The sequence below is a fragment of the Mesorhizobium sp. B2-4-13 genome (assembly GCF_006658535.1).
In the GTDB taxonomy this organism is placed as follows: Bacteria; Pseudomonadota; Alphaproteobacteria; order Rhizobiales; family Rhizobiaceae; genus Mesorhizobium; species Mesorhizobium australicum.
The window spans coordinates 101355-125903 of sequence record NZ_VFVB01000015.1; the positions used below are offsets into that span (position 1 = coordinate 101355).

At 63.2% G+C, this 24549-nt stretch carries 21 protein-coding genes; 14 read left to right on the plus strand and 7 right to left on the minus strand.

Going from position 1 to position 24549, the window contains the following annotated elements:
• Window positions 1-33: 33 nt before the first annotated feature.
• Window positions 34-2055, minus strand: a complete 2022-nt coding sequence (locus FJ936_RS29040; RefSeq protein WP_140793203.1) for an amidase — start codon at window positions 2053-2055, stop codon at window positions 34-36.
• Here FJ936_RS29040 and FJ936_RS30650 point away from each other — a divergent pair.
• Window positions 2045-2443: a hypothetical protein gene (locus FJ936_RS30650; protein ID WP_181171497.1), complete on the plus strand. Its 399-nt coding sequence runs from the start codon at window positions 2045-2047 to the stop codon at window positions 2441-2443. The two genes, FJ936_RS29040 and FJ936_RS30650, sit on opposite strands and share 11 nt — an antisense overlap.
• 78 nt (window positions 2444-2521) lie before the next feature.
• Window positions 2522-2722, plus strand: a complete 201-nt coding sequence (locus tag FJ936_RS29050; RefSeq protein WP_140793201.1) for a hypothetical protein — start codon at window positions 2522-2524, stop codon at window positions 2720-2722.
• Window positions 2723-2764: 42 nt separating this feature from the next.
• Here the strand turns inward: FJ936_RS29050 and FJ936_RS29055 are convergent, their stop codons facing one another.
• Together FJ936_RS29055 and FJ936_RS29060 are read right to left on the minus strand one after the other, a co-directional pair.
• Window positions 2765-3988, minus strand: a complete 1224-nt coding sequence (locus FJ936_RS29055; RefSeq protein ID WP_246680586.1) for an alpha-D-ribose 1-methylphosphonate 5-triphosphate diphosphatase — start codon at window positions 3986-3988, stop codon at window positions 2765-2767.
• Between the two features lie 435 nt (window positions 3989-4423).
• Window positions 4424-6538, minus strand: coding sequence for an alpha/beta fold hydrolase (locus FJ936_RS29060; protein WP_140727126.1), 2115 nt, complete (start codon window positions 6536-6538; stop codon window positions 4424-4426).
• Between the two features lie 897 nt (window positions 6539-7435).
• Here FJ936_RS29060 and FJ936_RS29065 point away from each other — a divergent pair.
• Together FJ936_RS29065 and FJ936_RS29070 are read left to right on the plus strand one after the other, a co-directional pair.
• Window positions 7436-8494 (plus strand): alpha-hydroxy acid oxidase, encoded by a 1059-nt coding sequence (locus tag FJ936_RS29065; RefSeq protein WP_140793197.1) that lies wholly within the window; start codon window positions 7436-7438, stop codon window positions 8492-8494.
• 384 nt (window positions 8495-8878) lie between these two features.
• Window positions 8879-9439, plus strand: a complete 561-nt coding sequence (locus tag FJ936_RS29070; RefSeq protein WP_246680585.1) for a GNAT family N-acetyltransferase — start codon at window positions 8879-8881, stop codon at window positions 9437-9439.
• A gap of 40 nt (window positions 9440-9479) precedes the next feature.
• On the opposite strand, the gene FJ936_RS29075 is transcribed toward FJ936_RS29070, so the two are convergent.
• A complete protein-coding gene (locus FJ936_RS29075) occupies window positions 9480-10502 on the minus strand; it encodes an aminopeptidase (RefSeq protein ID WP_141907368.1) in 1023 nt (340 codons plus the stop codon).
• Between the two features lie 243 nt (window positions 10503-10745).
• Between FJ936_RS29075 and FJ936_RS29080 the strand changes: the two genes are divergently transcribed.
• The gene (locus FJ936_RS29080; RefSeq protein ID WP_141907369.1) at window positions 10746-11504 is read left to right on the plus strand and encodes an SDR family oxidoreductase; all 759 of its coding nucleotides are present in this window, start codon (window positions 10746-10748) and stop codon (window positions 11502-11504) included.
• On the plus strand, window positions 11501-12397 hold the full coding sequence (locus tag FJ936_RS29085) for a sigma-70 family RNA polymerase sigma factor (protein ID WP_141907370.1): 897 nt from the start codon (window positions 11501-11503) through the stop codon (window positions 12395-12397). The genes FJ936_RS29080 and FJ936_RS29085 overlap by 4 nt, the downstream gene beginning before the upstream one ends.
• Before the next feature lie 12 nt (window positions 12398-12409).
• Here the strand turns inward: FJ936_RS29085 and FJ936_RS29090 are convergent, their stop codons facing one another.
• From FJ936_RS29090 to FJ936_RS29100, 3 genes are all read right to left on the minus strand, one after another.
• Window positions 12410-13030, minus strand: coding sequence for an FMN-binding negative transcriptional regulator (locus tag FJ936_RS29090; protein ID WP_141907371.1), 621 nt, complete (start codon window positions 13028-13030; stop codon window positions 12410-12412).
• A 133-nt stretch (window positions 13031-13163) separates the two neighbouring features.
• Window positions 13164-14312 (minus strand): amidohydrolase, encoded by a 1149-nt coding sequence (locus FJ936_RS29095; protein ID WP_015316738.1) that lies wholly within the window; start codon window positions 14310-14312, stop codon window positions 13164-13166.
• A 98-nt stretch (window positions 14313-14410) separates the two neighbouring features.
• Complete coding sequence (locus FJ936_RS29100) at window positions 14411-14866, minus strand: hypothetical protein (RefSeq protein ID WP_141907372.1); 456 nt, start codon at window positions 14864-14866, stop codon at window positions 14411-14413.
• Between the two features lie 215 nt (window positions 14867-15081).
• On the opposite strand from FJ936_RS29100, the gene FJ936_RS29105 reads away from it, so the two are divergent.
• The 8 genes from FJ936_RS29105 (at window position 15082) to FJ936_RS29140 (ending at window position 24328) form a co-directional block, all read left to right on the plus strand.
• Window positions 15082-15942, plus strand: a complete 861-nt coding sequence (locus FJ936_RS29105) for a xanthine dehydrogenase family protein subunit M (protein WP_140727143.1) — start codon at window positions 15082-15084, stop codon at window positions 15940-15942.
• Window positions 15942-16418, plus strand: a complete 477-nt coding sequence (locus FJ936_RS29110; protein WP_015316741.1) for a (2Fe-2S)-binding protein — start codon at window positions 15942-15944, stop codon at window positions 16416-16418. The genes FJ936_RS29105 and FJ936_RS29110 overlap by 1 nt, the downstream gene beginning before the upstream one ends.
• 1 nt (window position 16419) lies before the next feature.
• On the plus strand, window positions 16420-18684 hold the full coding sequence (locus FJ936_RS29115; protein ID WP_141907373.1) for a xanthine dehydrogenase family protein molybdopterin-binding subunit: 2265 nt from the start codon (window positions 16420-16422) through the stop codon (window positions 18682-18684).
• A gap of 165 nt (window positions 18685-18849) precedes the next feature.
• Entirely contained in the window at window positions 18850-19095 is a 246-nt protein-coding gene (locus FJ936_RS29120; protein WP_141907374.1) for a MoaD/ThiS family protein, read from the plus strand.
• A gap of 346 nt (window positions 19096-19441) precedes the next feature.
• Window positions 19442-20500, plus strand: coding sequence for an ImmA/IrrE family metallo-endopeptidase (locus tag FJ936_RS29125; RefSeq protein ID WP_181763197.1), 1059 nt, complete (start codon window positions 19442-19444; stop codon window positions 20498-20500).
• 198 nt (window positions 20501-20698) lie between these two features.
• Window positions 20699-22333 (plus strand): adenylosuccinate synthetase, encoded by a 1635-nt coding sequence (locus FJ936_RS29130; protein ID WP_141907376.1) that lies wholly within the window; start codon window positions 20699-20701, stop codon window positions 22331-22333.
• The gene (locus FJ936_RS29135; RefSeq protein ID WP_141907377.1) at window positions 22327-22998 is read left to right on the plus strand and encodes a hypothetical protein; all 672 of its coding nucleotides are present in this window, start codon (window positions 22327-22329) and stop codon (window positions 22996-22998) included. Before FJ936_RS29130 ends, FJ936_RS29135 begins: the two co-directional genes overlap by 7 nt.
• A gap of 154 nt (window positions 22999-23152) precedes the next feature.
• Window positions 23153-24328, plus strand: a complete 1176-nt coding sequence (locus FJ936_RS29140) for a hypothetical protein (RefSeq protein ID WP_141907378.1) — start codon at window positions 23153-23155, stop codon at window positions 24326-24328.
• The last annotated feature ends 221 nt before the right edge of the window (window positions 24329-24549 follow it).

Below are 24549 nucleotides of genomic sequence, written 5' to 3' on the forward strand. Positions count from 1 at the left end.
TGTGCATGGTAAGGCGGCCCGTACGGCGCATCATCACTCGATTCCGCCGGTGACCACATAGGCGCCGGCGCTGCGTCCATCCTGTAGCCGCAAGACAGCAGTCACGATGGAGCCGTAGGAGCCGCGCCAGACGCTGTGCAGGCGCCGATGCTCGGCGGCAGGGACGAGCGCCTGCCCGGTGAACCGCATGCCGGTTCGCTGCATCTCAACGGCCTCTCCGTTGACATGGACCTTGATGCTGGCCGTTTCAGGTATCTCGCCAACCATTTCGATCGTGATGGCAATCTCATCCTGATCACCGTTAGCGCGCGTCTCGACCGCAAGCTTGATGGTTGGCGCCGGCGTCTTGCCTGTGCCGGCTTGGCCGGGATGATCCGAAAAGACATCATCAGGCAATTCAGGCGTGCGCGGCGGCTGGGTGCGGCGCTGCGTGGAACGCTCGAAATCGCCGGCCATGCAAAGCAGCCTTTCATCGTCATAGGCCTTGCCTGCGAAGGTCAGGCCGACCGGCATGCCGATGTCGGCCATTGTGCCCATCGGCACGGTGACGGTCGGGATGCCGAAATGGCGCCAGACCAGATTGCCGTTGGCGACCCAGGTGCCGTTGCGCCAGGCCAGATCGGCTGACGCCTCGTTGACGTCGGCGTCGGCCGGGCCGACATCGGCGGCGGCCGGCAGGACCACGGCATCGAGGCCTTGTGCGTCCAGCCAGTCCTCGAAGTCGATGCGTCTTGTTGCCTCGAGTCCCTTGATGCCATCTGCGATCGTGGGAATGTCGGTCAAGGGCGCGACGCCGAGCTTTGCCCGCTCGACATACTGCGCCAGATCGAAGCCGCCTTCATAGCGGTCGGGCAGCGTGCCCGGTGGCTGCGGGAAGATTTTTGGGCCGTCGACCGAGGCGAGATCGGGCAGAGCAGGGTCGGCGTTGGCCCGCAGGAAATCGTCCCAGCCCCAGATGCAGAGATCCCAGATTTCGCGGTCGGCGAAGTCCCCGGGCACCAGCCCACGCTCGACCATGGTCCGCGCGCCTGGGCGGTCGCGCTCATAGTTGGAGACGACGGGAAAGTCGACCTCGACCACTTCGGCGCCGAGCCGCCGCAGATCCGCGGCCCCCTGTTCCCAGAGATCAAGTACCGAGGCGCGGGTTTCGATCGGGCGATCTATTTCCGTGTCGCGGCCGATATACATTCTGGGTACGCCGAGCCGCTTGCCCTTCAGCGAACCCGCAAGCGTCAGGTCGGTATAACGTCGTGGCCGCATCGCGGAGCTTTTCGGCAGCGCCACCCAAGGCTGGGCGCGCCAGAAATCGCCTCGCGTTTCCGGATCGTCGGCGACGACGATGTCGAGCAGTTCCAGCATGTCGGGCACGCTGCGCGTGTGCGGCACCACGACATCCATGGTCGGCACCAAGGGCCAGTTGCCGCGCACCGAAATGACGCCGCGCGAGGGCGTGTAGGCGACCAGCGCGTTGTTGGTGGCCGGCGCACGGCCGGACGACCAAGTCTCTTCGCCAAGCCCGAAGGCGCAGAAGCTGGCCGCCGTCGCGGTGCCCGAGCCATTGGAGGAGCCCGACGCGAAGGCGGCGGTCAGATAGTCGCCATTGTAGGGGCTTTCGGCGCGGCCATAGACGCCGCGCTGCATGCCGCCATTGGCCATGGGCGGCATGTTGGTGAGGCCGATCAGCAGCGCGCCGCCGGCGCGCAGCCGGGCGATGGTGAAGGCGTCCTCGTTGGCGACGAGATGCTCGAAGGCGGGCGAGCCGGCGGCCACCGTCAGGCCTTTGACCTTGTAGCTGTCCTTGGCGGTGTAGGGGATGCCGTCGAGCGGGCCGAGCGTCTTTCCTTGCCGGCGCCGCTCGTCCGAAGCGGCGGCATCCTCGAACATTTCACGGTTGAGCACCGGCACGGCGTTCAGCGCGATGCCGTGCCGGTCGAAATACGCGATCCGCCTGACATAGGCCGCGACCAGTTCGACGCTGGTGACGGCGCCGTTGTCGAGCGCTCGGCGCAATTGGTCGATCGACGCTTCGACGAGGTGAAGGCTGGTGTCGGTCATCATTGGCCCCAGTGTCTGTACGCCATGGATGAGCGAGGCCGCCGGCTTCGGCAAGAGCCAATTGGAACTCTTTCGCGCCTCCCCGAAAAAATCGATTTTTTATGCAACCTCCGATGGACGCGTGCGTTACTGCGTTCTGGGGAAGGTTGAGGTTTGCATTGGACCGTTTCGAGATTTTGAACGAGCCGACAGGCACGTATTCCATTTTCGACAGATACACCGAATTGCCGGTGACGGTGGAAGGCAGGACTTGATCGGGCTCTGCCGGCATGAAGTGCCGCTGGCCCTGCTCCGCGCCATGGAAGGCGACCACAGCGGGATGCCGTCGCTCTCTCCGTTGGGCGGCTGTCGATTATACGAACATCAAGGAGACGACTTGCAAGTGTGAATGAATGCTCGCATAAGTTGCGGCAAGGCATACAGCATGAAGAAAATGGTGCCGTTATCGTAGCATGAAAGGGGAATCATGCCTGACCAGATTGCGCTTGTCCGCGTAGCCATCGCGCGGCTGCTTTCGGAAAAAACCGGGGCTCCCGTGATTTCGATGAGGGAGAGTATCGCCGAACTGCCGGCGATATCAGGTGCGCCGCTGACCACCGAAGGCCTGCAGGATCTGCTGCTGGAAATGGCGGAGGTGCGCGGGATGATGGTGGCGCTCGATCTTTAGCAATTACTGGGGAAAGCGCCACGCGCTTTCCCCAGAGAACCGCTAAGCACCAGTCCCGGGATTGCCCTCGGTCGGCCGGTCGCGGCCTCCCTCGATCGCCCTGTTCTGCGCCGGTTCAAGCGTGCCGTCGCCGTAGATCATGCGGCCGGCGCGGAAGGTGGCTCGCACACGTGGTACCGGCTGGCGGTCGGCCACGACGAGATCGGCCAGCAGCCCAGCTTCGATGGCGCCGCGATCGGTGAGCCCGAGTGCGGCGGCCGGGTTGGCGCTCGTCAGCGCCGCCGCCTTCGCCAGGCCACCGTCGCTCAGTTTCGCCAGGCCGAGCACGGCCGGCAGGATCGAGGCCGGGTGATAGTCGCTGGCCAGCATGTCGAGCAACCCGGCCTCATAGGCCTGGCGAGCGGAAAGATTGCCGGAATAGGATTCTCCGCGCAGCGCATTGGGCGCGCCCATGGCCGTATACATGCCGAGCCGGCGGGCTTCCCGCGCCGCCTCCAGCGTCACCGGGAATTCGCTGAGCACGGTTCCCAGGCCGTGGACGAATTCCACCTTTTCCGGCGTGTCGTCATCGTGCGAGGCGAGCACGATGCAGCGCGCGCGGGCAAACGCCGACAGGCCCTGCAGCGTGCCGAGCACACCGCCATGCCCGTTCCGATCGGCCATGCGCTTGCCGACGACCTCGGATACGTCGGCTATCGACATGCCGCGCTCCTTGGCCAGGCGGGCGATATACAGTTCGACGTCGCGGTACTGTCCCTGGCCGGGCGTGTGATCCATCAGCGAAACCAAATGCAGCTTGCCGGCATCCATCAATCTTTCCAGCACGCCGACAGCCGCGCTGAACGTCACCTCGAAGCGGGCATGGATGCGGTGATCGACCAAAAGGTGGTCTTTCAGCCCGGTGATGGTCTCGATGATGGACGATGTGTGTTCTTCCGAGCGCAGCAAGGCGGCCGTGGCGCTGTTGCCGATGAAGGAGAGCGCGGCATAGGCGGTGGTCACGCCGCAGGAGGCCAGCCGCTTGTCGAGCTCGGCGATGCCGATTTCCATCGGCACGTGGACCCCGCTGCGCGGCTCCACTTCCCGTTCCACCATGTCGCCGTGCATGTCGATGAAACCAGGCAGCAGCAGGCGGCCGCCGCCGACGAAGTCGGCATTCTCGACAGGCTGGTCGCGGATCTCCGCGATCAGGCCGTCTTCGATCCTGACCGCGCCATTGGCAATGACACGGTCGCGCAGCACAATCTCGAATTCGCTCAACCACAGATCCTGTTTTGTCGGCTGATTCCGATGGGGTGCGGCCCTGTCCGTCCGTTCAAGCATGGTCGTCTCCGAAAACAGCATTCCACATGTCCCGATCGCCCTCCGGCCGGCGGTTTCAAGGCGTGTCATGTGGATGGTTCATTCCCGAGGATCGGATAAGCTCAGTTGGTGACAGCTTTGTGTAGGACAGGCGGGTTGGGCCGCCGTGCTGCCACCGGGTGGGCAATCGCAAGATGTGATACGAGACGCACGTTGGCTACCTACGTCAGGAATGCGCCGCATTTCGGACGTATAAATTGTCTTCGCCAAGTCCTGATAGCAGACATTGCAAGGAGGACTGCGGAGGTCGCGGCCGCGCCAAGACTCCTCACCGTGCCCATCGTGCTTTGAGCCACCACAAAGTGCAAACGCGTGGCCGAAATGGCTATCCGTGGCTGGTCACCCGCCAGCGCCGGACGGCGCCCCACTGACGGAAAAGAACGCGAGCACGCCGGGCATCCCGCTCGCTTCCATCTCGCCATAATCTTCGAATGTCAGGCCGGAGCCAACCACGAGATCGCGCACCGTCCGCGACGCGATGATCTCGCCCGGCCGGGCATGGTCGAGCAATCGCGAGGACAGCTCGATCGCGATGCCGGTGAAGTCATCGCCGCGCTCCTCGCATTCGCCGGTGTGGACCGCGGAGCGGACATCCAGACCGGATTGTCTCAGGCGATGGCGGATCGCGATCGCGCACTGGATCGACCGCGTCGGTCGTTGGAACACCGCGAGCATTCGGCTTGGCGAGCGCCTGATCTGCCTGCCTTCGGCGAGAAGTAATTGGCTTCTGATCTCGTCTGCGTGTCGCTCAATCAGATCTGCGCCGGAGTCAGAATGCGGGTCGCTTATCTCCAGCGACAGCACCGACACCAGGAGCCGTTCGCCCGGTGTCGCCTGGAGAGCGTTGGTGACGAAAACCTCGATCTCGTCGACGAGGCGATCGGAATTCTCGCCCCAGATCACGTGATCCCGGCCGGTGAGCTCGACATATCTGGCGCCTTCGATATGCGTTGCCAGGTAGCGTCCTTCTTCCCGTTTGACCCAGCGGTCGCCCGACGTCTGAACGATCAGTGTCGGAACATGAATGACAGGCAGGATGTCGCGAACATCGATTTCGGTTCCCCAGCGCCAGAGCGAGATCGCGTCTGCGGGCGAGGCTGAATTCCTGAGGTAAGCGGCGAACCATTCTCTTTCGGACGTGTCGTTCATCAGGCTGGGGGCCGCATTGCCCATGTCCGCCGGCTCTCCCCACTGTCTCTCAATGGTGGCCAGGTCTTCTTCCACCTGCTCGGCCGTCCTTGCCCAAGGGTAATCCTTCGACCATCTGCCCCTGGCATAGGTTCCGTTGAGCACAAGTGCCGCCGTGCGCTCGGGGTAGGTCGCCGCGAATAGCATGCACATGGGGCCGCCCTCGGAACCGCCGAACACAACCGTGCGCTTCGAGCCGACCGCATCCAGCACGGCTCGCATGTCCTCCATCCGCTCTTCCATGGTCGGCAAACCGACATTGCGGTCGGATAGCCCTGTGCCGTGCTTGTCCATGCGGATCAAGCGGCAGAAGCTGCCGAGCCGCTGGAACACATGCGAAAGCCGTGGCGAGGCCCAGGCAAGGTCGAGATTGGAGACCCATCCAGGCACATAGATCAGGTCGATCGGCCCGTCGCCGGTCACCTGATAGGCGATGCTGACCCCGGAGGATTTGACATAGTGGGTGGAGGGGCGCAGGGGTTCGCCGCCCGCCTCGGCGCGCGGCGGCTCGGAGGCCGAGGCCGGACGCGGCGATGTCGTGCGGCGGGCCCGCAGCGTATCGTGCAAATGTCTTGTCTCCGGCTCGGGCTGCAGCCTCAGCTCCCGCTGCAGCGCATCGCGGCAATTGTCATATTGCTTGAGCGCCAGATTGATCCGGCCCTGCGCCGCATAGACGTGCATCAGGGCGCGGTGGATGTCCTCCCGCAGCGGCTCCATGGCGAGCAGGCGCGTAGCAGCGCGGACGCAGGAGGCCGGATCCTTGGTTGCACTATAATGCGCGACCAGCCTGTCCAGCGCCGCGACAGCCGTTCCCCTCAGACGCTCGCGCTCGATCCGCAGCCAGTCCTCGAAAGGCTCCTGCTTCAGGCCGAAACCGTCAAGCAGGTCGCCGCGATAGACGACAAGCGCCTGTTCGAGGTTATCAGGCTCCGAGCTGGCTGCCAGCGCCTCGAACCGCGCGACATCGAAATCAAGGCCATCGAGATGAAGGGCGACATTGTCGCTATCCCTGAGGAAGCGAGCACTGCCAGAAGCTTGCATAGCCTTGCCGACAACCGAAACCGCTTGTCGCAGGTTCATCCGCGCCTGGGTCTCGCTGTTGCCACCCCACAAAAGGGCGGCGAGCTTTTCGCGCGACTGCGCATGTCCCGATTGCAGCGCGAGGTAAGCCATCATCGCCCGCGCCTTGCGGCTGAAGGCGGGGACCGCAGCCCCAACGCCGGCAAAGTCGAAACCACCCAGTAGATAGAGATGAGGCCCGGTCATCGGATCCGCCACAACAGCCACCACGCACCGGCGATCCTTTCGTGTCGCCGTCCCTATTTCAACCGTGATTCTGCCAAAATCGCGCTTTTCACGATTCCATCACGCTGGTTGCTGCGCGTTTCTCACGGCTGTCGAGGAGATTGCCGCACTGAGCCCCTTGTTTCTCACTCCGCGTGTCTCAGGAGGACGCCGTGCAACGCCCAAGCTCGATCGACTGGCCCATCTGGCATGACGATCCCTTGCATGAAGAGTCTTGGCACAATCCGGCGTGGCGCGGCGCGGTTGCACCACTGTGTCACGACATTGCGCTTGCCAACTATCTCGAAAGGCAAAAGGCCCACCGCGGATCAGTGGTTCGCCGGCTTGATCTCTCAGCCGTCATGGGCCGCGCATGCGTAACGATCGCGCGTGTCGGACGCGCTTTCCTCCAGCGATTGCGCCCGTTGCAGCGTAGCGGGGACCCTGCGAAGAATGCTTGAGTTGGTCGACGACATTGACTTGAGAATGTCGAGGGCCCACTCGGGATTCAGCAAGGCTCTGGGCCCATCGTGCGCGGCACCCGAGACCGGTGACATACTGCCCTATCCACGGACTGACCTTCCGACCCACAGGGCCGAACCCCGCCATGACCCCTTCTCCCACAACCGGGAGCAGGCAGGCTCGGTTGGTCGGCAATTTCGGGGCCGATCAAGTCGATGCGAGCGACAAGCCCTGAAAGTCATTTTTGAAGATCCAAGCCTCAAAGCTCCTGGTCTGCCTCTGGCCGCGTTTCCGCCGCCCGGTCATCGACGTTCGTTGCCCTGAGCGCTGTGCCGCCGTCTTGCGGCCAGCGGCCAAATGCGCGAATGTTGTCTTTGGACTTAGCCGACTTTTTTGACACGTTGACCGGAGTGGGCCATGCCGCTCGACATCGAGACCCGGTTTCTCTGCCTAGCGGATCTTGAACCGGCGGCACGAGAGGTATTGCCGCACGCAGTTTACGAGTTCATTGCTGGGGGTGCTGGCGACGAAATCACCAAGCGTGACAATGAAGCCGCATTCGACCGCATCAGATTAAGGCCGCGCGTGCTACGCGATGTGACAAGACTTGATACCGGGATCACGCTCTTCGGACAAAGTCTGCCGCATCCGATCATCCTGGCCCCAATAGCATATCAGCGGCTGGTGCATCCGGAAGGCGAGGTGGCAGCGGCGCGCGGCGCCGGAGTGGCGGAAGCGGTGTTCACTCTGGGTACCACGGCGACGGCGGCGATCGAGGATTGCGTGGCGGTGAGCCAGTCTCCAGTCTGGTTCCTGCTCTATTGGCAAAGCGATCGCGGTTTCAATGGCGAACTCGTATCGCGCATGGCGGCACTGGGCGCGAAGGCAATCAGCGTGACTGTCGACTTGCCAACGCCAGGCGATCGCCACAGGCAGTTCCGGGCAGGATTCAAAATTCCCGACAGCCTCGCAACGCCATACTTCAAGGACCGTAACACCGGCGTGCTCAAAGTTGGCACTGCGCAGCGGCGGGCGATGCCGACCTGGGCGGATATTGCCTGGCTGCGTTCGCTGACAACCCTACCGCTTATCCTGAAGGGCATTCTCGATCCTGACGATGCCGAGCAGGCAATCAGAACCGGTGCCGATGCCATCGTCGTCTCGAACCACGGTTCGCGCAACCTCGACACCCTGCCAGCGACCATCGACGCCCTGCCCGCCATCTCGGAGCGGGTAGCCGGGCGGATTCCCATCATCCTCGACGGCGGCGTGAGGCGTGGCACAGACGTTTTGAAGGCGATTGCCCTAGGGGCAAGCGCCGTCATGATTGGTCGCCCCTATGTCTACGCACTTGCAACGGATGGTGCCGACGGCGTAGCCTATTGTGTCAACCTGCTCCGCAGAGACTTCGAGGCGGCAATGGCGCTAACCGGCCGGGCGCGCATCGACGAGATCGACCGGTCGGCAATCTGGTGAAGCCCGAACTATTCCTCGGCATGTTCAGTATTGCAGCTCTACGCTTTACTCCGTCCCGCTTTTTGTCCAGCCGAGCGCCCACTATATTGTCGCCGGTTCTGAGAATTTGGACAGAGAAGCCGATGGTCTGCTGTCGGCCCCACAACAGCCGTTTATGTTCATGGCGAATCGCCAACGCGCGCTGCCATAGTCCCGCCCTATGGTGGGCTGGTGCCATCACCAAATCTCACGCCACTCGCTGGCCGGCGGTAGCCGGGTGGCCCCGGAGTGATTGAAGTGCCCGCCGCGGCGCTGAAGGCGGTTGGGCGCACCTTGGGGTTCCGGCCTGGCGGTCAGCCGCCGCGGCCCTCAGCGCCGTTGCATTGGCGCTACCCCGGGGCGAAAATGCTCTCCATGAAAACAGTTCCCAGGCTCACCACACCAAGGCTCGTGCTTCGGGCGCCGGGCGAGCGGGATATCCCGGCTTGGTTCGCGCGCGCGAGCGATGTCGGATCCGCCTCCCTTGCCGGCGATCCCGTTGCCGACGACATCGGCGCGGGCGCGCGATGGCTCGCCCTTGCGCGTCAGCGGTTCGCCGACGGCCGGGCGATCAAATGGTCGATAGACCAGCCAGGCGTGGCGGACGCGATCGGGACGATAACCCTGTCCTTTGGCGCGGACGACGCCAGGTCGGCCGCATTGGGATTTGTGCTGGGGCGTACCCATTGGGGGCAGGGGCTGGGCTCCGAGGCGGCACGCGAAGTGGTTCGCTACGCCTTCGAGACCCTGGCGCTCGCACAGGTGACGGCCGAGGCGGCGGCGCGCAATGTCGCGTCGCTGCGGATCCTGGCGAAGCTCGGCTTCAAACATGTCGACAGCTTCATCGATGAGTCCGACGGCGAGCAATGCGAGCGTTTCGTGCTCGCCGCGCACATAGGACCGTTGGTCCTGGCGAACCAGGCTTAGAGCTATCGGAGCACGCCAAAGGCCGCCGTGTTTGCTCAGGTCAATCGCAGCTGGTCGCCGCCTTGAGCGCTTCGGCACGGGCCGGTTCGCGCAGGTCAGCGATCCGTCGAACGGAAGCGTAGAATCTCGGATAGTCGCCGGAGCATAAATCGAACAAGCGAATAAACGCCGGAACCTGTTCGCCATAGACAGACGTCGCTGCGAGCTTTGCGTTGTTGATCGGCGCATTGAACCAGGCATCGTATCCCCGGTATCCGGCCCAGCTTCCGTCGCGCATTTGCCGGTAGCGCGTCCGCAACCTGTCGAGCGTGGCTGCCTTGGCCGCCGCCATCCCGTCGGGGGGCCGGGAGCTTTCATAGACCTGCCGCAACTCGTCGCGCGTTTTCGACACCAGTGCGAGAAAATCGGCGCTGCGCTTGCGATCGGCCTCGTAGCGGCGCAATCCGGCGCGATCGCCGGCGGCGCGGAGCCATTTTCTCGTGCCGGTGGTTTCGACGGCGACCGCGAAAGCCTCATTGAATGCGGAATCGCCGTTCACATAGAGGCGCTGATGCGCCAGTTCATGAAAGACAAGACTCGCCAGATAGGTGTCGTCCTGACGCAGCATGGTCGAGAGCAGCGGGTCGCTGGACCAGCCCAGCGTGGAATAGGCGGTGATGCCGGTGACATAGACGTCCAGCCCCTGTCGATGAAGTGCCAGGGCGCTTTCGGTCGCGGATTTCCGATCGAAGTATCCCCGGTAGGGAACGCAGCCGAAAACCGGAAAGCACCATGTCTTGGGCGTGAGCGAGAATTGCGGGGCGGCAAAAACGGCCCAGGTCACGGCATCCCGGTGGATGTCGACATAGCTGCGATAGCTGCTGTTGTCGGGCAGTGCCAGCTCATCCGTCGCGAACCGCCTTATGGCGCTCGCCGACGTCAGCTTGGCGCGCAATGCCTCCGGCGTCGAAGGGGCCTCGATCAGTTTTCCAACGTCCTGGCGCGCGGCCATGATCCGGACATGGCCCTCCAGCGATTGCGCGTAGTAGGAAACGCTGGTGCAGCCGCTCAGCGCGGACGCCATGACGGCCGCCGCAAACAATCGAAAAACGCGCTTCACTTCTTCCCCACCGCTTCGTCACCTGCCATGGAGCACATGTTGCGCCCCAATGTCCAAACCGGCGCACCAATTTTCGTCAAGATCCATAGCGAGCAGCGGCGCGGACTGTCGACCCGGCTTCTGGCTGACGACAAATCTCCCCCACGGCTGACTCTTTTCCGGATCCTCAAACGTCTCAGCTACAGTGAAACACTGGAGCAGGGTCAAATGAGCCTCAGGGATAAGAAAATCGTGGTCACCGGCGGCAGCCGTGGGCTTGGCCTCGGATTGGTCGAAGCGCTTGTCGAGCAAGGTGCCGGCGTGACCGTGGTCGCGCGGGGCGCCGAGGCGCTGCAGGCGGTCGGTGCGCGGCTTGGGGTCGCCACCATCGCCGCCGATGTCACGGACGAGGACGCCGCCTATCGCATTCTTGGCGAGGTCCGCCCTGACATACTGGTGCTCAACGCCGGCGCCACGCCCCGGATGGGGCGGCTGGACCAGTTGAAGTGGAAGGACTTCTCCATCGCATGGGAAACCGATGTCAAGGCCGGGCTCTACTGGCTGCAGGCGGCGCTGAACCTGCCGCTCGGGCCGGGCAGCCGGGTGCTGGTCGGGTCGAGCGGTGCGGCCGTCACCGGGTCGCAGATGTCGGGCGGCTATGGCGGCGCCAAGCGGATGCTCTGGTTCATGGCCAAATATGCCAATGGCGTGGCGCAGGAGAAAGGCCTCGGCATACGCTTCCAGGCGATCGTGCCGCGGCAGATGATCCTCGCCACCGGGATCGGCGATGTGGCCGCCGGCGCCTATGCCGGCTCGATGGGCATCACGCCGGAACAATTCGTCACCCGCTTCGGCGCGCCGATGCCGCCCCGGGCGTTCGGCGACAGGGTGGTCTCGCTGCTGGAAGACCCGCAGTATGGCGAGGGCGTCGTCTTCGGCCTCAGCGGCGACGCCGGGGTGACGATCATGGAGGGCGCCGGTCCTTGAGCGACGCGAAGCCAGCGGTGGAGCGCGACCGGCAGGAAGGGCTGCTTGCCCTTGCCACTGCCTTGCGGCCGGAGCTGCACCGCTATTGTTCGCGCCTGATGGGCTCGGTCATCGACGGCGAGGATGTCGTGCAGGACACGTTCGCGCGCGCCGTCGTTGCCCTGGAGGAGTTGTGTGAGGTGCCTCGGCTCAAGCCGTGGCTGTTCCGGATCGCCCACAACCGCGCGCTTGACCTGTTGCGCAGCCGCGCGATCCGCGCCGCGGAGCCGATCGAGGCGGCGCTCGCGATAGCCGACGAAGCCGACCCGGTGGAGGTGCTGATGCGCAGGCAAGCCGTGCAAACCGCCGTGTCGCGCTTCGCCGAGCTTCCGGTGACGCAACGCAGCGTGGTCGTCCTCAGGGATGTGCTCGACGAGCCGCTGGCCGACATCGCCGCCCTGCTCGGCATCACGGTCGATGCGGTGAAGGCGCATCTGGCGCGCGGCCGCGCCCGGCTTCGGCGGATCAACGCCGAGGCCAATCCGCTTCCCGACGCGCGCATCGCATCGGCGGCCATCCTGCGCTACGTCAATCTGTTCAACCGACGCGACTGGGACGGCTTGCGCGCGCTGCTGGCCGACGATGTGAGGCTCCATCAGTCCACGCACAAGCCGCGCGCAGGGGCCGCCGACGTCGGCATGTTCTTCACCATCTACGCCAGGAGCGACGGCTTGTTGCTCAGGCCGGCATGGGTCGAGGGCCGCGAGGTGATCGCGGTGTTCGAAGACCGGGCCGACGCGAAACCCAGTCATTTCATGTGGTTGGAATGGCGCGACGGCCGGATCAGCTTCATTCGCGACTACCGTTATGTCCGGTACGTTCTCGACGACGCGGACCTGGTGCTGGCAAGGTGATGTGTCGTGCCTTCACGGGATGAGGACGGAGACCTCGCGGTCGGACGGACGCTCGCTCGCGGCCAGCCCGGAGGCCACGCCGGCGCGGTCGGCGGCGTTGCGGTTCTGGCTCATCTTGCGCTTGCCTTCGAGCCTGACGACCGGCATGCGCAGGCCGATAATGCCGCGAAGCTGCGACTGGATGAAGTCGGGCGGCGCGTCCGACACGGCCCAGGGCGCGGCGCGCGCGCCCTCATGCAGGTTGGTCAGCCGGGTGACGACCTCCAGCAGCCTGTCCGCATCCTCGAAGAACTCGACCGGCCCGTAGGCATGAACCGCGGCGTAGTTCCAGGTCGGCACGACCTTGCCGGTTTCCTGCTTGGTGGCGTACCAGGCCGGCGTCACATAGGCGTCCGGGCCCATGAAGATGGCCAGCCCGTCGCCGACCGCGGGAACGCGCCACTGCGGGTTGGCCCTGGCCAGATGGCCATGGATGACGCCGTGCTCGCCCTCGGTCTCGTCGAGAAAAAGCGGCAGCGGGGTGGCGAGCGGCCCGTCCGCCGTGGCGGTGACGAGATTGGCCAGCCGCGCGGCGCGGATCGTCGCGATCAGGCTATCCTTGTCGTCGTCGCGGAAGGCGGGCGGCGTGTACATTTTCGAACTCCTCGCATTGCCCTCACAAATGCCACACAATCCGGTCCGTTGGGAATATCCAGTTCGAGGCATCCAGGTGGCCAGTCGATCGGGGACGGAGCTTTGCCACAGTGCTGGCCGGATGCCGCCGAGATCAGCCGAGAAGGTTGCGCGCGGTCCTCATGAAGATCTTCGAGCCGATCGGGATCAAATCGTCGGGAAAGTCATAGTCGGGATTGTGCAGGGCAGGGTGCCGCTCGCCCGCACCGAGGAAGAACATCGCCGACCTGGCGCTGTGGCCGAACAGGCCGAAATCCTCCGAGGCGCGCATCGGCAAGGCTTCCTCGCCATGCGCGACGCTCTCTTCATCGAGGGCGCGCCGCAGGTGCTCGACAGCATCCGGCGCGTTGACGCTGGCGACGAAGATCTCATGATAGTCCCAACTGGCGGAGAGGCCGTGGCGTCCGGCAATCTCCTTGACCAGGGTTTCGGCGGCGGCGCAGAGGTCCGCCATGCGCTCGTCGCGGCGTGTGCGCAGCGTTGCCCAGACCTCGGCGTGGGCGGGCGCGATGCCGAACACGGCTTCCCCCATCCGCGCATGGGTGACGGTGACCATGGAGAAATCATCGTCGGCGAAAGTCGCGCGGCCGAGCGCGGGCAGGGCCGGCATCAGCTCCGAGATCGCCGGCATGGGCGAGGTTCCGGTCTCGGGCATGGAGGAATGCGCGGTCTTGCCCTCCAGCACGATGCGCATGCCGCGCGAGGCGCAGTTGACCACGCCGGGCTTGAGCCTGACTTCGCCGAACGGCACGCCGGGCAGATTGTGCAGCGAGAAGGCGAAATCCGGCGCGATCTCGCCAAAGCGCGGATCGGCGACGACGCCGGCCGCGCCATTGCCGGTTTCCTCGGCGGGCTGGAACATCAGCACGACGCGGCCGCTGGCGGGCCGTTCGCGCCCGAACTGGCGGCCAAGGGCGGCCAGGATAGCGGTGTGCCCGTCATGGCCGCACATATGCGACTTGCCAGGAATTTGCGATGCATGCGGCACGCCGGACAGTTCCTCGATGGGCAGCGCGTCGAGTTCGGACCGAAACAGGACGGTTGGTCCGTTTTTGCCGCTGTCGTAGATGGCCGCGACGCCGTTGCCGCCGAGGCCGGTCAGCACCTTGTCCGGCCCGGTGTCGGCGAGGAAGGAGACGACCTCTTTCGCCGTCTTCTCCTCTTCGTTCGAGATTTCCGGCTGCCGGTGCAGCTTGCGCCGCCATTCGGTCAGTTCGACAATGTCGCGATTGGTCAGGGTCATGGTCTTTCGCCTCCACTGCGGTCCTCTGCTAACGATAAACGGCCGTGCCGGCCACGGTCCAAGTTCCGGGCTTTGGCGGGCCAGGCCTCGCGACCGGTCTACTTCACGCGGTTGGGGCAGAGCGCCTTGAACTGGTCCAGCGTATAATCGTAGCCCGAGGCGCCGGAGCCATCCAGCACCACTTTCTCGTCGACGGCGGTGATCCGGTAATCGGTCGTCACATCGGTGCCCTTGTTGCGGCCCTGGAACAGCATGGCGGCGCCGTAGAAGGTGGTGAATTCGCCGGTCTTGCAGTTGGCGGTGATTTCGAAATGCAGGGGCGCGTTCATTTCCGCATCAATGCACTCCTCGGTGAAATCATGGCCATATTCGCGGCAGTAGAGGCGGGCCTTGCGCCTGTCGTGCCTGGCCAGGATGCTGGCGTGCGTGGAGCCGATGCCCGACTTTTTGACGATGGTAAGCTCCATTCCAACCCGGGCGCCGTAATAGAGCGTCGCGGCGCCAGCCGGCGCGCCCAGCGTCACGGCGCAAAGCACAGCCAACAGACGTCGCATGGAAACTCCTCCCTTGGCCGGGAAGGATTGACGCACGGGGCGGGGCGGTCAAGCCCCAATTGGCCCCACTGGCTGACGCTTCGCGGCCATGTTCCAGGTCGAGTGGACCGCATTTTGCCGCACCTGGCCCAATCGCCTCGGCTCGGGAAACGGATGGTCATTATGAGACGATTGTTTATAACGGTCGCTGAAAATCGCGATACCAAGGGGAGACGATGCGCTACATACGTCCGCTTTCAATCGAAGACGCCGTCGGCCAATTGGCCGGATCGGCCGGCCCGGCCGCCATCCTTGCCGGTGGCAGTGACCTCCTAGTGAGGATGAAGGGCGGCTTTGTCGAACCCGAACTGATCATCGATATCAAGTCGATCGCCGGCTTGCGCGACATCAGGGAAACCGCCGACGGCTTCAGCATCGGCGCCGCCGTGCCTTGCGCCGTGCTGGGCGAGAACGCCGCGCTGAAGAAGGCCTGGCCTGGGGTGGTCGAAGCTGCCAAGCTGATCGGCTCGAAGCAGGTGCAGGGACGCTGCACGATTGTCGGCAATCTGTGCAACGCCTCGCCGGCGGCCGACAGCGTTCCGGCGCTGGTGGCGGCGGGCGCCAAGGCCGTGGTCGTCGGCCCGTCGGGCAAGCGCACCATCGCCGTCGAGACGGTGCCGACCGCGCCGGGCCGGACATCGCTCGCCAAGGGCGAGATCATCGAGGCGATCCTGCTCGGCAAGCCCGCGCCGCGTTCGGCCGATGCCTATCTCAGGTTCATTCCGCGCACCGAGATGGACATCGCCGTGGTCAGCGCCGGCGTGAACCTGACGCTGGACGGTGCTGGCGTCGTGACGGCCGCCCGTGTGGCGATCGGCGCCGCCGCGCCGACCGTGCTTTTGGTGGAAGAAGCGGCCGAGGCCCTGATCGGCCGCAAGCTCGACGAGGCAGCGCTGGAGCGGCTGGCCAAGGTCTGCGCCGGCGCCTGCCGGCCGATCGACGACAAAAGAGGCACAATCGAATTCAGGCGCAAGGTTGCGGGCGTGCTGGCCAGGCGGGCCGCACAGACCGCCTATGCACGTGCAGGAGGCAAATGATGGCTGGCGTAGCGGTTTCAACCACGATCAACGGCGACAATGTCGAATATCTCTGCCAGCCCGACGAGACGCTGCTCGACGTGCTGCGCGACCGGCTCGGGCTGACCGGCGCCAAGGAAGGCTGCGGCACGGGCGATTGCGGCGCCTGCAGCGTCATCGTCGACGACCGGCTTGTCTGTTCTTGCCTGGTGCTTGGCGCGGAAGCCGAAGGCCGCCGCATCGAGACCGTCGAGGGCATGGCGCATGGGGACCGGCTGCACCCGCTGCAGCAGAAATTCCTGGAGCACGCCGCATTGCAATGCGGCATCTGCACGCCAGGTTTCCTGATCGCGGCCAAGGATCTCCTGGCCAAGAACCCCGACCCGACCGAGGAGGAAATCCGCTTCGGCCTGGCTGGCAATCTCTGCCGCTGCACCGGCTACGACAAGATCGTGCGCGCCGTCCAGGACGCGGCCATCGTTATGAAGGGAGCCTGAGATGAATTTCGATCCGCGTTTTTCGGGGCGTAAGTTCGCATCCGTCGGCACGCGCCCGATCCGCCCCGACGGTGTCGACAAGGTGACCGGCCGCGCCCGCTATGGCGCCGACTTCAACATGGCCGGCCAGCTGGTCGGCCGCGTGCTGCGCAGCCCGCACGCGCATGCCAAGATCCGCAAGATCGACACTTCGAAGGCGGAAGCGCTTCCCGGTGTCAAGGCGGTGATCACCGCCGCCGACCTGCCCGACCTCACCGACGGCGATGCCGCCATGTACGACATCCTCGACAATTGCATGGCGCGCACCAAGGCGCTCTATGACGGCCATGCGGTGGCCGCCGTTGCCGCGATCGACGCCCGCACGGCGCGGCAAGCGCTGAAGCTGATCGAGGTCGACTACGAGGTGCTGCCGCATGTCACCGATGTCGACGAGGCGATGGCGCACCACGCGCCGCTGATCAACGACACGGTCTTCACCGAGGGGCTGGAGGAAAAGCCGGTCAAGCCCTCCAACGTCACCAAGCGCTCGCAGTTTGGCCATGGCGACGTCCATCAGGGTTTCGGGCAGGCCGATTTCATCGTCGAGCGCTCGTTCAAGACCGAGCAGACGCACCAGGGCTATATCGAGCCGCATGCCTGCGTGGCCAATGTCAGCTCCGACGGCACGGCGGACCTGTGGGTCTGCACGCAGGGCCATTTCGTCTACCGCCAGCACTGCGCCCAGCTGCTGGGCATGGAAGCCTCGAAGCTGCGCGTCACCTCGTCCGAGATCGGCGGCGGCTTCGGCGGCAAGACCCATGTCTGGGCCGAGCCGGTGGCGCTCGCTCTGTCGCGCAAGGCCGGACGCCCGGTGAAGCTGGTGATGACCCGCGACGAGGTGTTCCGCGCCTCGGGTCCGACCAGCGCCACCTCGATCGACGTCAAGATCGGCGCCCGCAAGGACGGCACCATCACCGCGGCGGAAGCGACGCTGCGCTACAGCGCCGGCCCCTATGCCGGCTCCTGGGCCGAGATCGGCGCCATGACGGCGTTCGCCTGCTATCGTCTCGATAACGTCAAGACGGTGGGCTACGAAGTGCTGGTCAACCGGCCGAAGACCGCCGCCTACCGCGCGCCGTCGGCGCCGATGGCGGCCTTCGCGGTGGAAAGTGCCGTCGACGAGCTCGCCAAGGAGCTCGGCATGGATCCGGTCGAGTTCCGCATCAGGAACGCCGCGCAGGAAGGCACGCGCTCCTCCTACGGCCCGGTCTACGGCCCGATCGGCATCGGCCCGACGCTGGAAGCGGTGAAGAGCCATGCGCACATGAAGGCGCCGCTGAAGGAGAACCAAGGCAGGGGCATGGCCTGCGGCTTCTGGTTCAATTTCGGCGGCCAGACCTGCGTGGACTTGAACATCGGCATGGACGGCTCGGTGTCGCTGGCCGTGGGCACCGTCGATGTCGGTGGTTCGCGCGCGTCGCTGTCGCTGGTCGCGGCGGAGGAACTCGGCATCGACTATTCCCAGCTCAAGGCGGTGGTCGCCGACACCTCTTCCCTCGGTTACAACGACATGACCGACGGCAGCCGCGGCACCTTCTCGTCCTCGATGGCGACCATCTCGGCCGCCCGCAACGCGATAAAAATCCTGCGCGAGCGCGCCGCGCAGATGTGGGACATCTCGGTCGACGACGTGATCTGGGAACAGGGCCACGCGATCGCCAAGGGCGAGAAGCACGGCAATCTCGGCAAGCTGTCGCTGAAGGAGATCGCGGCCAAATCGGGCACCACGGGCGGGCCGATCGCCGGCCATAGCGAGCTCGTCGCCGACGGCGCCGGAGTCTCCTTCGCCACCCATATATGCGACGTCGAGGTCGACCCCGAGACGGGGTCGACCAAGGTGATCCGCTACACGGTGGTGCAGGATGCCGGCAAGGCGGTGCACCCGACCTATGTCGAGGGCCAGTACCAGGGCGGTGCCGCGCAAGGCATCGGCTGGGCGCTCAACGAGGAGTATATTTACGGCAAGGACGGCCGGCTGCAGAACGCCGGCTTCCTCGACTACCGCATCCCGGTGTGCTCCGACCTGCCGATGATCGACACGCAGATCCTGGAAATCCCCAACCCCAACCACCCCTATGGCGTGCGCGGCGTCGGCGAAACCTCGATCGTGCCGCCGCTGGCGGCGATCGCCAACGCGGTGTCGAACGCGGCCGGCGTACGCATGACCCACATCCCGATGTCGCCACCGCGGATTCTCGCGGCGATCGAGGCGGAACGGGAAGGCTAGGGCGAAAGCTAGGGATAAGGTGTGTTGAGATTCAGGTCAGGCCGAGCCGAAAGTGGCGGGTTCCGAGAACCGGAGCGGAGCGTACTTGAAGTACGTGAGCACCGGAAGCGCAGGAACCTGCCATTTGCAGGCCGGCCTCACCTGAATATCGGCACACCTTAAGCGATGGTCGAGGTCACGCTCTGGGGCGCGCTTGGCCAGCTTGCCGGAGGCCAGAGCAAGATCGAGGTCGAGGCCAAGGACATAAGGGAGCTGTTCAGGAAACTGGCTGAACAGTATCCCGCCCTGGAGCCATGGATCGACCGCGGGATCGCGGTGGCGATCGACGGGGTGATCTATCGGGATACGTGGGGGAAGGAATTGCCGGAGGGGGCGGAGATTTTTCTGCTGCCGCGATTGGCTGGGGGGTGAGCATCGGAGATTTGTGGCCAGCCTATCAGGCGGCAATCGCAAGTCTGCCGACACACAATACCTTCCTAACGCTGTCGATGTTGGACTCGGAATATTATGTCGGAAGGGGCGCCGCAAAAATTGCATTTTCTAGGCGGGCTGTGATTCTGCATGGTACTTACTTGTGCCGCGACTGAAAGCACGACACAAATGTTGATCCAAGTAACGTCATGCGATTCTCTTCGGACTGATAGGATGCCAAAGGCGACCCCAAGAGGAGCGACACCAGATGAGACAGTTCGGGGTTCGGCAATGGACTAACCCTTCCGTACGGAAGTTCGCACCACAGGGCGACCCTGTAGAGGCAATGGTGAAGAGGGTGCGTGCGGTGGTCCTCGAAGCGCGCGATGCGGGTTGGTCAGGACCTCCCTTCAATCCAATCACGCTTGCTCGGCAGATCGGCCTTCGGGTAGAGCCAAGTGCTGCGGTTCCGGACGCCCGAACAATCGTCGATGACCGCGGTACGCGTATCGAATACAATCCACAACAGAAGCGCGCGAGGGCAAGGTTCTCGATCGCTCATGAGATTGCCCATACGTTCTTTCCAGACGTTGGCGACGCCATACGGAATCGCTGCGGCGATTCGACCGTGCACGACGATTGGCAGCTTGAGCTTCTATGCAATCTCGGCGCTTCCGAGATCGTCATGCCGGTCGGCAGCCTGCCGAAACTCGATCACGTTCCGCCGCTTGAACGGTTGATCCAGGATCGCCTGCAATTGGACGTGTCGACGGAGGCTTACCTTATCCGCGTGGTCAGCGTCACCGACGCACCCATCACCATGTTCATTGCGTCACCGCATCCGGACGGCGAGCATGTCAGCTACCGCGTTGACTACGCAATTGCGTCGTCCTCGGCTCCAAGGCTCGCCCTTGCGGAACAGCGCATACCTGCTAGCAGCGTCGTGAGGCAAGCCAACGCGATCGGTGCAACGGCGCACAGCATCGAGCAATGGCCAGACGGCGAGCCGGCTTCCGTCGAATGTGTCGGCATTCCTGGCTATCCAGGTAGTCTTCTGCCTCGCGTTGCCGGACTGATCCGACATGGCACGCGCGATCTTGGGGACTTCCTGCATTTCATTCACGGCGATATTCTAGCACCCCGCGCTATACCACCGGTTATCGTCTGCCAACTCGTCAACGACCGAGCGTTGCGCTGGGGCGGGGGTGTTGCGCGGCAGATGGCAAAGCGCTTCCCAAAAGCCGAGGTCGAGTTCGGGGATTGGATCAAGGCTACGCCGAAGGCCGAACGATTGGGCGAGGTTCACTATGCAACTACCACCAGCTTCACTTTGGCCAGCGTAGTCGCACAGGAAGGATTCGGCCCAAGTGGAGGGTTCGCGGATACGCTATCAGGCCTTGGATAAAGCCATGGCCAAGCTCGCTGACGTCGCGCGCCAGCGGGAAGCCTCCGTACACATGCCCCGGTTAGCCACAGGCGGGGCGGGAGGAGACTGGGAAGTCGTCGAAGCCTTAATACGCCAAAATTTCGACGGGCTGGACAAAGGGGTATGGGTCTACGATCTTCCTCCCCGCCAGACGCAACATAGCTTGGAATTCTGAGCTTGAACACGCGCCGGAAACTGCAGATTGTCCTGCTGTCCGGTCGCATCAGTGCCGGGAAGACCCGTCTTGCCGCCGGTCTCGTCGATCGGCACGGGGCGACGCTCGTCAAGACCCGCGAACTCATTCTGCGTACCCTTCCTCGCACTCGTGACAAGCGGCAGGATTTGCAGCGCGCTGGCGAGCGTCTTGACCGCCAGACCGAAGGTCGCTGGCTGGCTGAAGCGCTCGCTGCGTTGATTGACGAACGTCGTTTGAATGATGAACTCCCCGAGGGCTTGTTCGTGCTGGATGCCGTGCGCATCAACGGCCAGATCGAAGCAATCCGGCGAGCTTTCGGAGACTCCGTGGCCCATCACGTCCACCTGACGGCATCTTCAGAAACTCTCGAAAATCGCTTCAGTCAGCGCAAGGTAAGGTCCGACGACGGTGTCACCTGGAGCCAAGCTGCAGCCAATGCCACCGAGCGCAAAGTTGAAGGACTGGCGGCATTCGCCGACACCGTAATCAACACCGACCACTGCACTCCTAACGACGTATCCGTCCGCGCGACGGCGCTCCTCGGATTGATACCCCGGTCAGTCGACCAGTTGGTCGACGTCTTGGTGGGCGGGCAATTCGGAAGTGAAGGAAAGGGCAATATCGTCGGGCACATTGCGCCGGAATACGACCTGTTCGTGCGGGTGGGAGGGCCAAATGCTGGACATCAGGTCTACGCCGTCCCAATGCCAGAGAAATACTTCCACCTCCCGTCCGGTTCGGAACGGGCTCCCAACGCGCAATTGCTGCTCGGGCCGGGCGCTGTGATCCATCCCGGGAAGCTCCTGGCTGAGATCAACACCCACAAGATCAGCGCAGACCGGCTGGTGATCGACGAGCATGCAATGATTATCGAAGATGTCGATAGGGAGGTAGAAAAGGCTAAGCTTGCGAGCATGGGATCGACCGCACAAGGTGTCGGTGCAGCCTCCGCGCGGAAGATCATGGGACGCGGTGGCGCGGAGAACCCGCCTGTCCGGCTCGCCAAAGACGTCCCCGACTTGAAGCCGTATATAGGCCAGGCCCAACGCGTGCTCGACGAGGCATACTGCCGAGGCCAGCGCATTTTGCTAGAGGGTACGCAGGGAACCAGCCTGAGCCTCCACCATGGCCCTTACCCCCATGTGACATCGCGCGACACGACGGTTTCTGGTTGCTTGGCGGATGCTGGAATTGCGCCGGGGCGCGTGAGGCGAACGATCGCAGTGTTTCGCACCTATCCCATACGGGTCGGCGGTCCGTCAGGGGATTTCGGAGGAGCTGAAATCACTCACGAAGACATTGCGCTCCGGTCAGGCATTCCCGTAGAGGAACTGAAGTCCCGCGAAGTGACTACTACCACCGGTAGGTCCCGTCGCTTCGGCGAGTTCGATTGGGTCCAGCTCCACCGGTCATGTGTTCTGAACGGTCCCACCGATATCGCGCTAACGTTCGTGGACTATCTTTCGGTGCGTAACAGAGACGCCTATCGCTTCGAGCAGCTGACCGAGGAGACCTTACGCTTTATCGAGGAGGTCGAACGTGTGTCCGGCCAGCCGGTGACACTAATATCAACTAAATTCGATTGGCGTAATGTCATCGATAGGAGGTCATGGTGACGGAGGAGGAACTCAAGAGCCTGATTGCTGACTGTCCGCATCTTTATCACATGGCGATGCGGCAGAGTTGGCCGTCAATCGAACAGCACGGGCTCCTTCCCACGGACGCGTTGCTGGATCTCTGGGAAGTTGATGGCCAGGCTCGCGCCGACCTTACAACACTTCGCCGCCCCAAATCAGTCGCGATATCACATCCAACGCAGGGTAATGCAGTGATCCGCGACCAAATCCCTATGCATGACCATCACCTTACGAAATGCCTTCGCGATGGATTGACCCCGGCTGATTGGCACAAGCGCCTTAACGAAAGGGTGTTCTTCTGGCTAACAGAGCAAAGATTGGAGCGGCTTCTCTGCGCAGGGGCCTACAAGGCCGATGAGCATATAGTTCTCAAGGTCGACACGCGCTCTCTCATCGCCTCCCATCGGGACAGAATTGAGCTGTCACCGATGAACAGCGGCTGTACCATGCCTTTTGCGCACCCGCGCGGAGCAGACACCTTTCTGCCGATTGACGCATACCCCTACGCCGCTTGGCGTGCGAAACGACGGGCGACCGATGTCGTCGTTGAACTCACAGTGATCGGCGGCGTTCCGGATATCAAGGCATATGTGACCGAGGTATCGATTCGCGCGTGCGGAAAAACTCTCACGAGATTGCTTTAACGAGCGCAGGCGGACAGAAAAGCTCATGAATACTCACGAAGGGGAAGCTGTGGACGATCGCCGTTACGTTTCTCTTGCAGCGTACGTGAATGTAATTTTCCGATAGAGAGGTCGCTGTGCGGATTTGCGTACTCATCAACCAAAACGAGTAATCATGAAGAAGTCTGCGGCGGTCGACCTGTGGATTCAACTATTAGATCGGGCTAGAGCTAATGACTGGTCATCGTTTCAAGACCCGGAATGTTCGATAAGCGATACCGATCACGAGGTCGCAAGGCAAGCGTTCCTTGACGTCGGGTGGCGTGCGACCGACATCGAGGCTTTAGAGGATGGAACTCGTCGGAGAGCTGTTTCTGCGCCAGTTACAAGCGAAGGTGTAAACCGTAACTCCGAGGCAATGTTGGAGCGGCTACTCAAGCCGATCATGAGTGGACTGTCACCGGTAGATCGGCTGCGGGCCGATGAAGCCCATTTCGTCGTGGAGCCAAAAGCTGGCCCGTTGGTTTCAACGATCAACGTTCCGATGACCGACGAAACTATTATCGCGATGGGAACCCATTTCACGCGCTACTGTGGCCTGATCGCAAGAGCGTATGTCCGAACCTGTAACCTGCTGCCTTTCGCGACAGGTATGGAGTACAAAGAGAATGACTTACGTCTCAAATTACGGCGAAACCCACACCTTCTGTTCTATTGGTGGCGCATTTTCACCTCATATGCGCTGACGGGAACCCATTGCCTTACTGAATTTAAGCCATCAACCAGGGATGAAGTACTGTTAGTGGAACAGATGGCGGCTGCCATGGAGATTTTTGCGCTCGCTCATGAACTTGGACACCACTGCCTCGCTCACGGTCGGCAACTCAACGGCCCGGGCGATTCTAGGAGCGAAGAATTCGACGCGGATTCATTTGCAGCCAAGCTATGCGAGACCGTTGAGGGAACTTTGGAGTATCGAGAAATGCAGGGTTATTCTTTTTCGAACCCATACCTCTGGAGCGGGGCTGGCGGCATATTGCTCCTTGGGTCGATCGAAATCTTTAGAAAGGTCAAGGGAAAGATTTTCCATAATCCGCACTTTGATACTCACCCTCATTTTATCGATCGCGCGGACAGAATCACTCACAGAAATGTTTTGCAAATTGCGAGTTATCAAACCCGATTAGATTTCTGCAGTTCTGCTCACAATGTACTCAAATGCGTGTTGTTGGAACTCGAGCCAATCATGAGGGCTTGGCCCTTCAAGGAGTTATCCTCCAACCTGCCGGACGATTGGGAAGTCGCCCAAGAGGGTCGCACGCGCCTACTAACCCAGATGGAACTTCCATAGATTGACGGCGGCGAAGGCTTGACCTGCCCTTGCGGGCCGACTCGACTGGTCTGTCGTTGCCGAATGCCGAGGCACACGCAGAAAGGTTCCGCGGGCGCAGCTTTCGGGCCGCTCGGTTAACCTCGACACTAAAAACCGCTTCGCGCTCCCTACACTCCCACCCGCGCCCGCACATACACCAACCCCGCCACCGCCAGATCCCCCACAGCCAGCCCCCGGAA

What these genes read in the sequence shown, in the direction of transcription:
- FJ936_RS29040 (WP_140793203.1), bottom strand. Translation starts at nt 2,055, where the DNA reads ATGACCGACACCAGCCTTCACCTCGTCGAAGCGTCGATCGACCAATTG.
- FJ936_RS29050 (WP_140793201.1), top strand. Translation starts at nt 2,522, where the DNA reads ATGCCTGACCAGATTGCGCTTGTCCGCGTAGCCATCGCGCGGCTGCTT.
- FJ936_RS29060 (WP_140727126.1), bottom strand. Translation starts at nt 6,538, where the DNA reads ATGACCGGGCCTCATCTCTATCTACTGGGTGGTTTCGACTTTGCCGGC.
- FJ936_RS29065 (WP_140793197.1), top strand. Translation starts at nt 7,436, where the DNA reads ATGCCGCTCGACATCGAGACCCGGTTTCTCTGCCTAGCGGATCTTGAA.
- FJ936_RS29070 (WP_246680585.1), top strand. Translation starts at nt 8,879, where the DNA reads ATGCTCTCCATGAAAACAGTTCCCAGGCTCACCACACCAAGGCTCGTG.
- FJ936_RS29075 (WP_141907368.1), bottom strand. Translation starts at nt 10,502, where the DNA reads ATGGCGTCCGCGCTGAGCGGCTGCACCAGCGTTTCCTACTACGCGCAA.
- FJ936_RS29080 (WP_141907369.1), top strand. Translation starts at nt 10,746, where the DNA reads ATGAGCCTCAGGGATAAGAAAATCGTGGTCACCGGCGGCAGCCGTGGG.
- FJ936_RS29090 (WP_141907371.1), bottom strand. Translation starts at nt 13,030, where the DNA reads ATGTACACGCCGCCCGCCTTCCGCGACGACGACAAGGATAGCCTGATC.
- FJ936_RS29095 (WP_015316738.1), bottom strand. Translation starts at nt 14,312, where the DNA reads ATGACCCTGACCAATCGCGACATTGTCGAACTGACCGAATGGCGGCGC.
- FJ936_RS29100 (WP_141907372.1), bottom strand. Translation starts at nt 14,866, where the DNA reads ATGCGACGTCTGTTGGCTGTGCTTTGCGCCGTGACGCTGGGCGCGCCG.
- FJ936_RS29105 (WP_140727143.1), top strand. Translation starts at nt 15,082, where the DNA reads ATGCGCTACATACGTCCGCTTTCAATCGAAGACGCCGTCGGCCAATTG.
- FJ936_RS29110 (WP_015316741.1), top strand. Translation starts at nt 15,942, where the DNA reads ATGGCTGGCGTAGCGGTTTCAACCACGATCAACGGCGACAATGTCGAA.
- FJ936_RS29115 (WP_141907373.1), top strand. Translation starts at nt 16,420, where the DNA reads ATGAATTTCGATCCGCGTTTTTCGGGGCGTAAGTTCGCATCCGTCGGC.
- FJ936_RS29120 (WP_141907374.1), top strand. Translation starts at nt 18,850, where the DNA reads ATGGTCGAGGTCACGCTCTGGGGCGCGCTTGGCCAGCTTGCCGGAGGC.
- FJ936_RS29125 (WP_181763197.1), top strand. Translation starts at nt 19,442, where the DNA reads ATGGTGAAGAGGGTGCGTGCGGTGGTCCTCGAAGCGCGCGATGCGGGT.
- FJ936_RS29135 (WP_141907377.1), top strand. Translation starts at nt 22,327, where the DNA reads ATGGTGACGGAGGAGGAACTCAAGAGCCTGATTGCTGACTGTCCGCAT.
- FJ936_RS29140 (WP_141907378.1), top strand. Translation starts at nt 23,153, where the DNA reads ATGAAGAAGTCTGCGGCGGTCGACCTGTGGATTCAACTATTAGATCGG.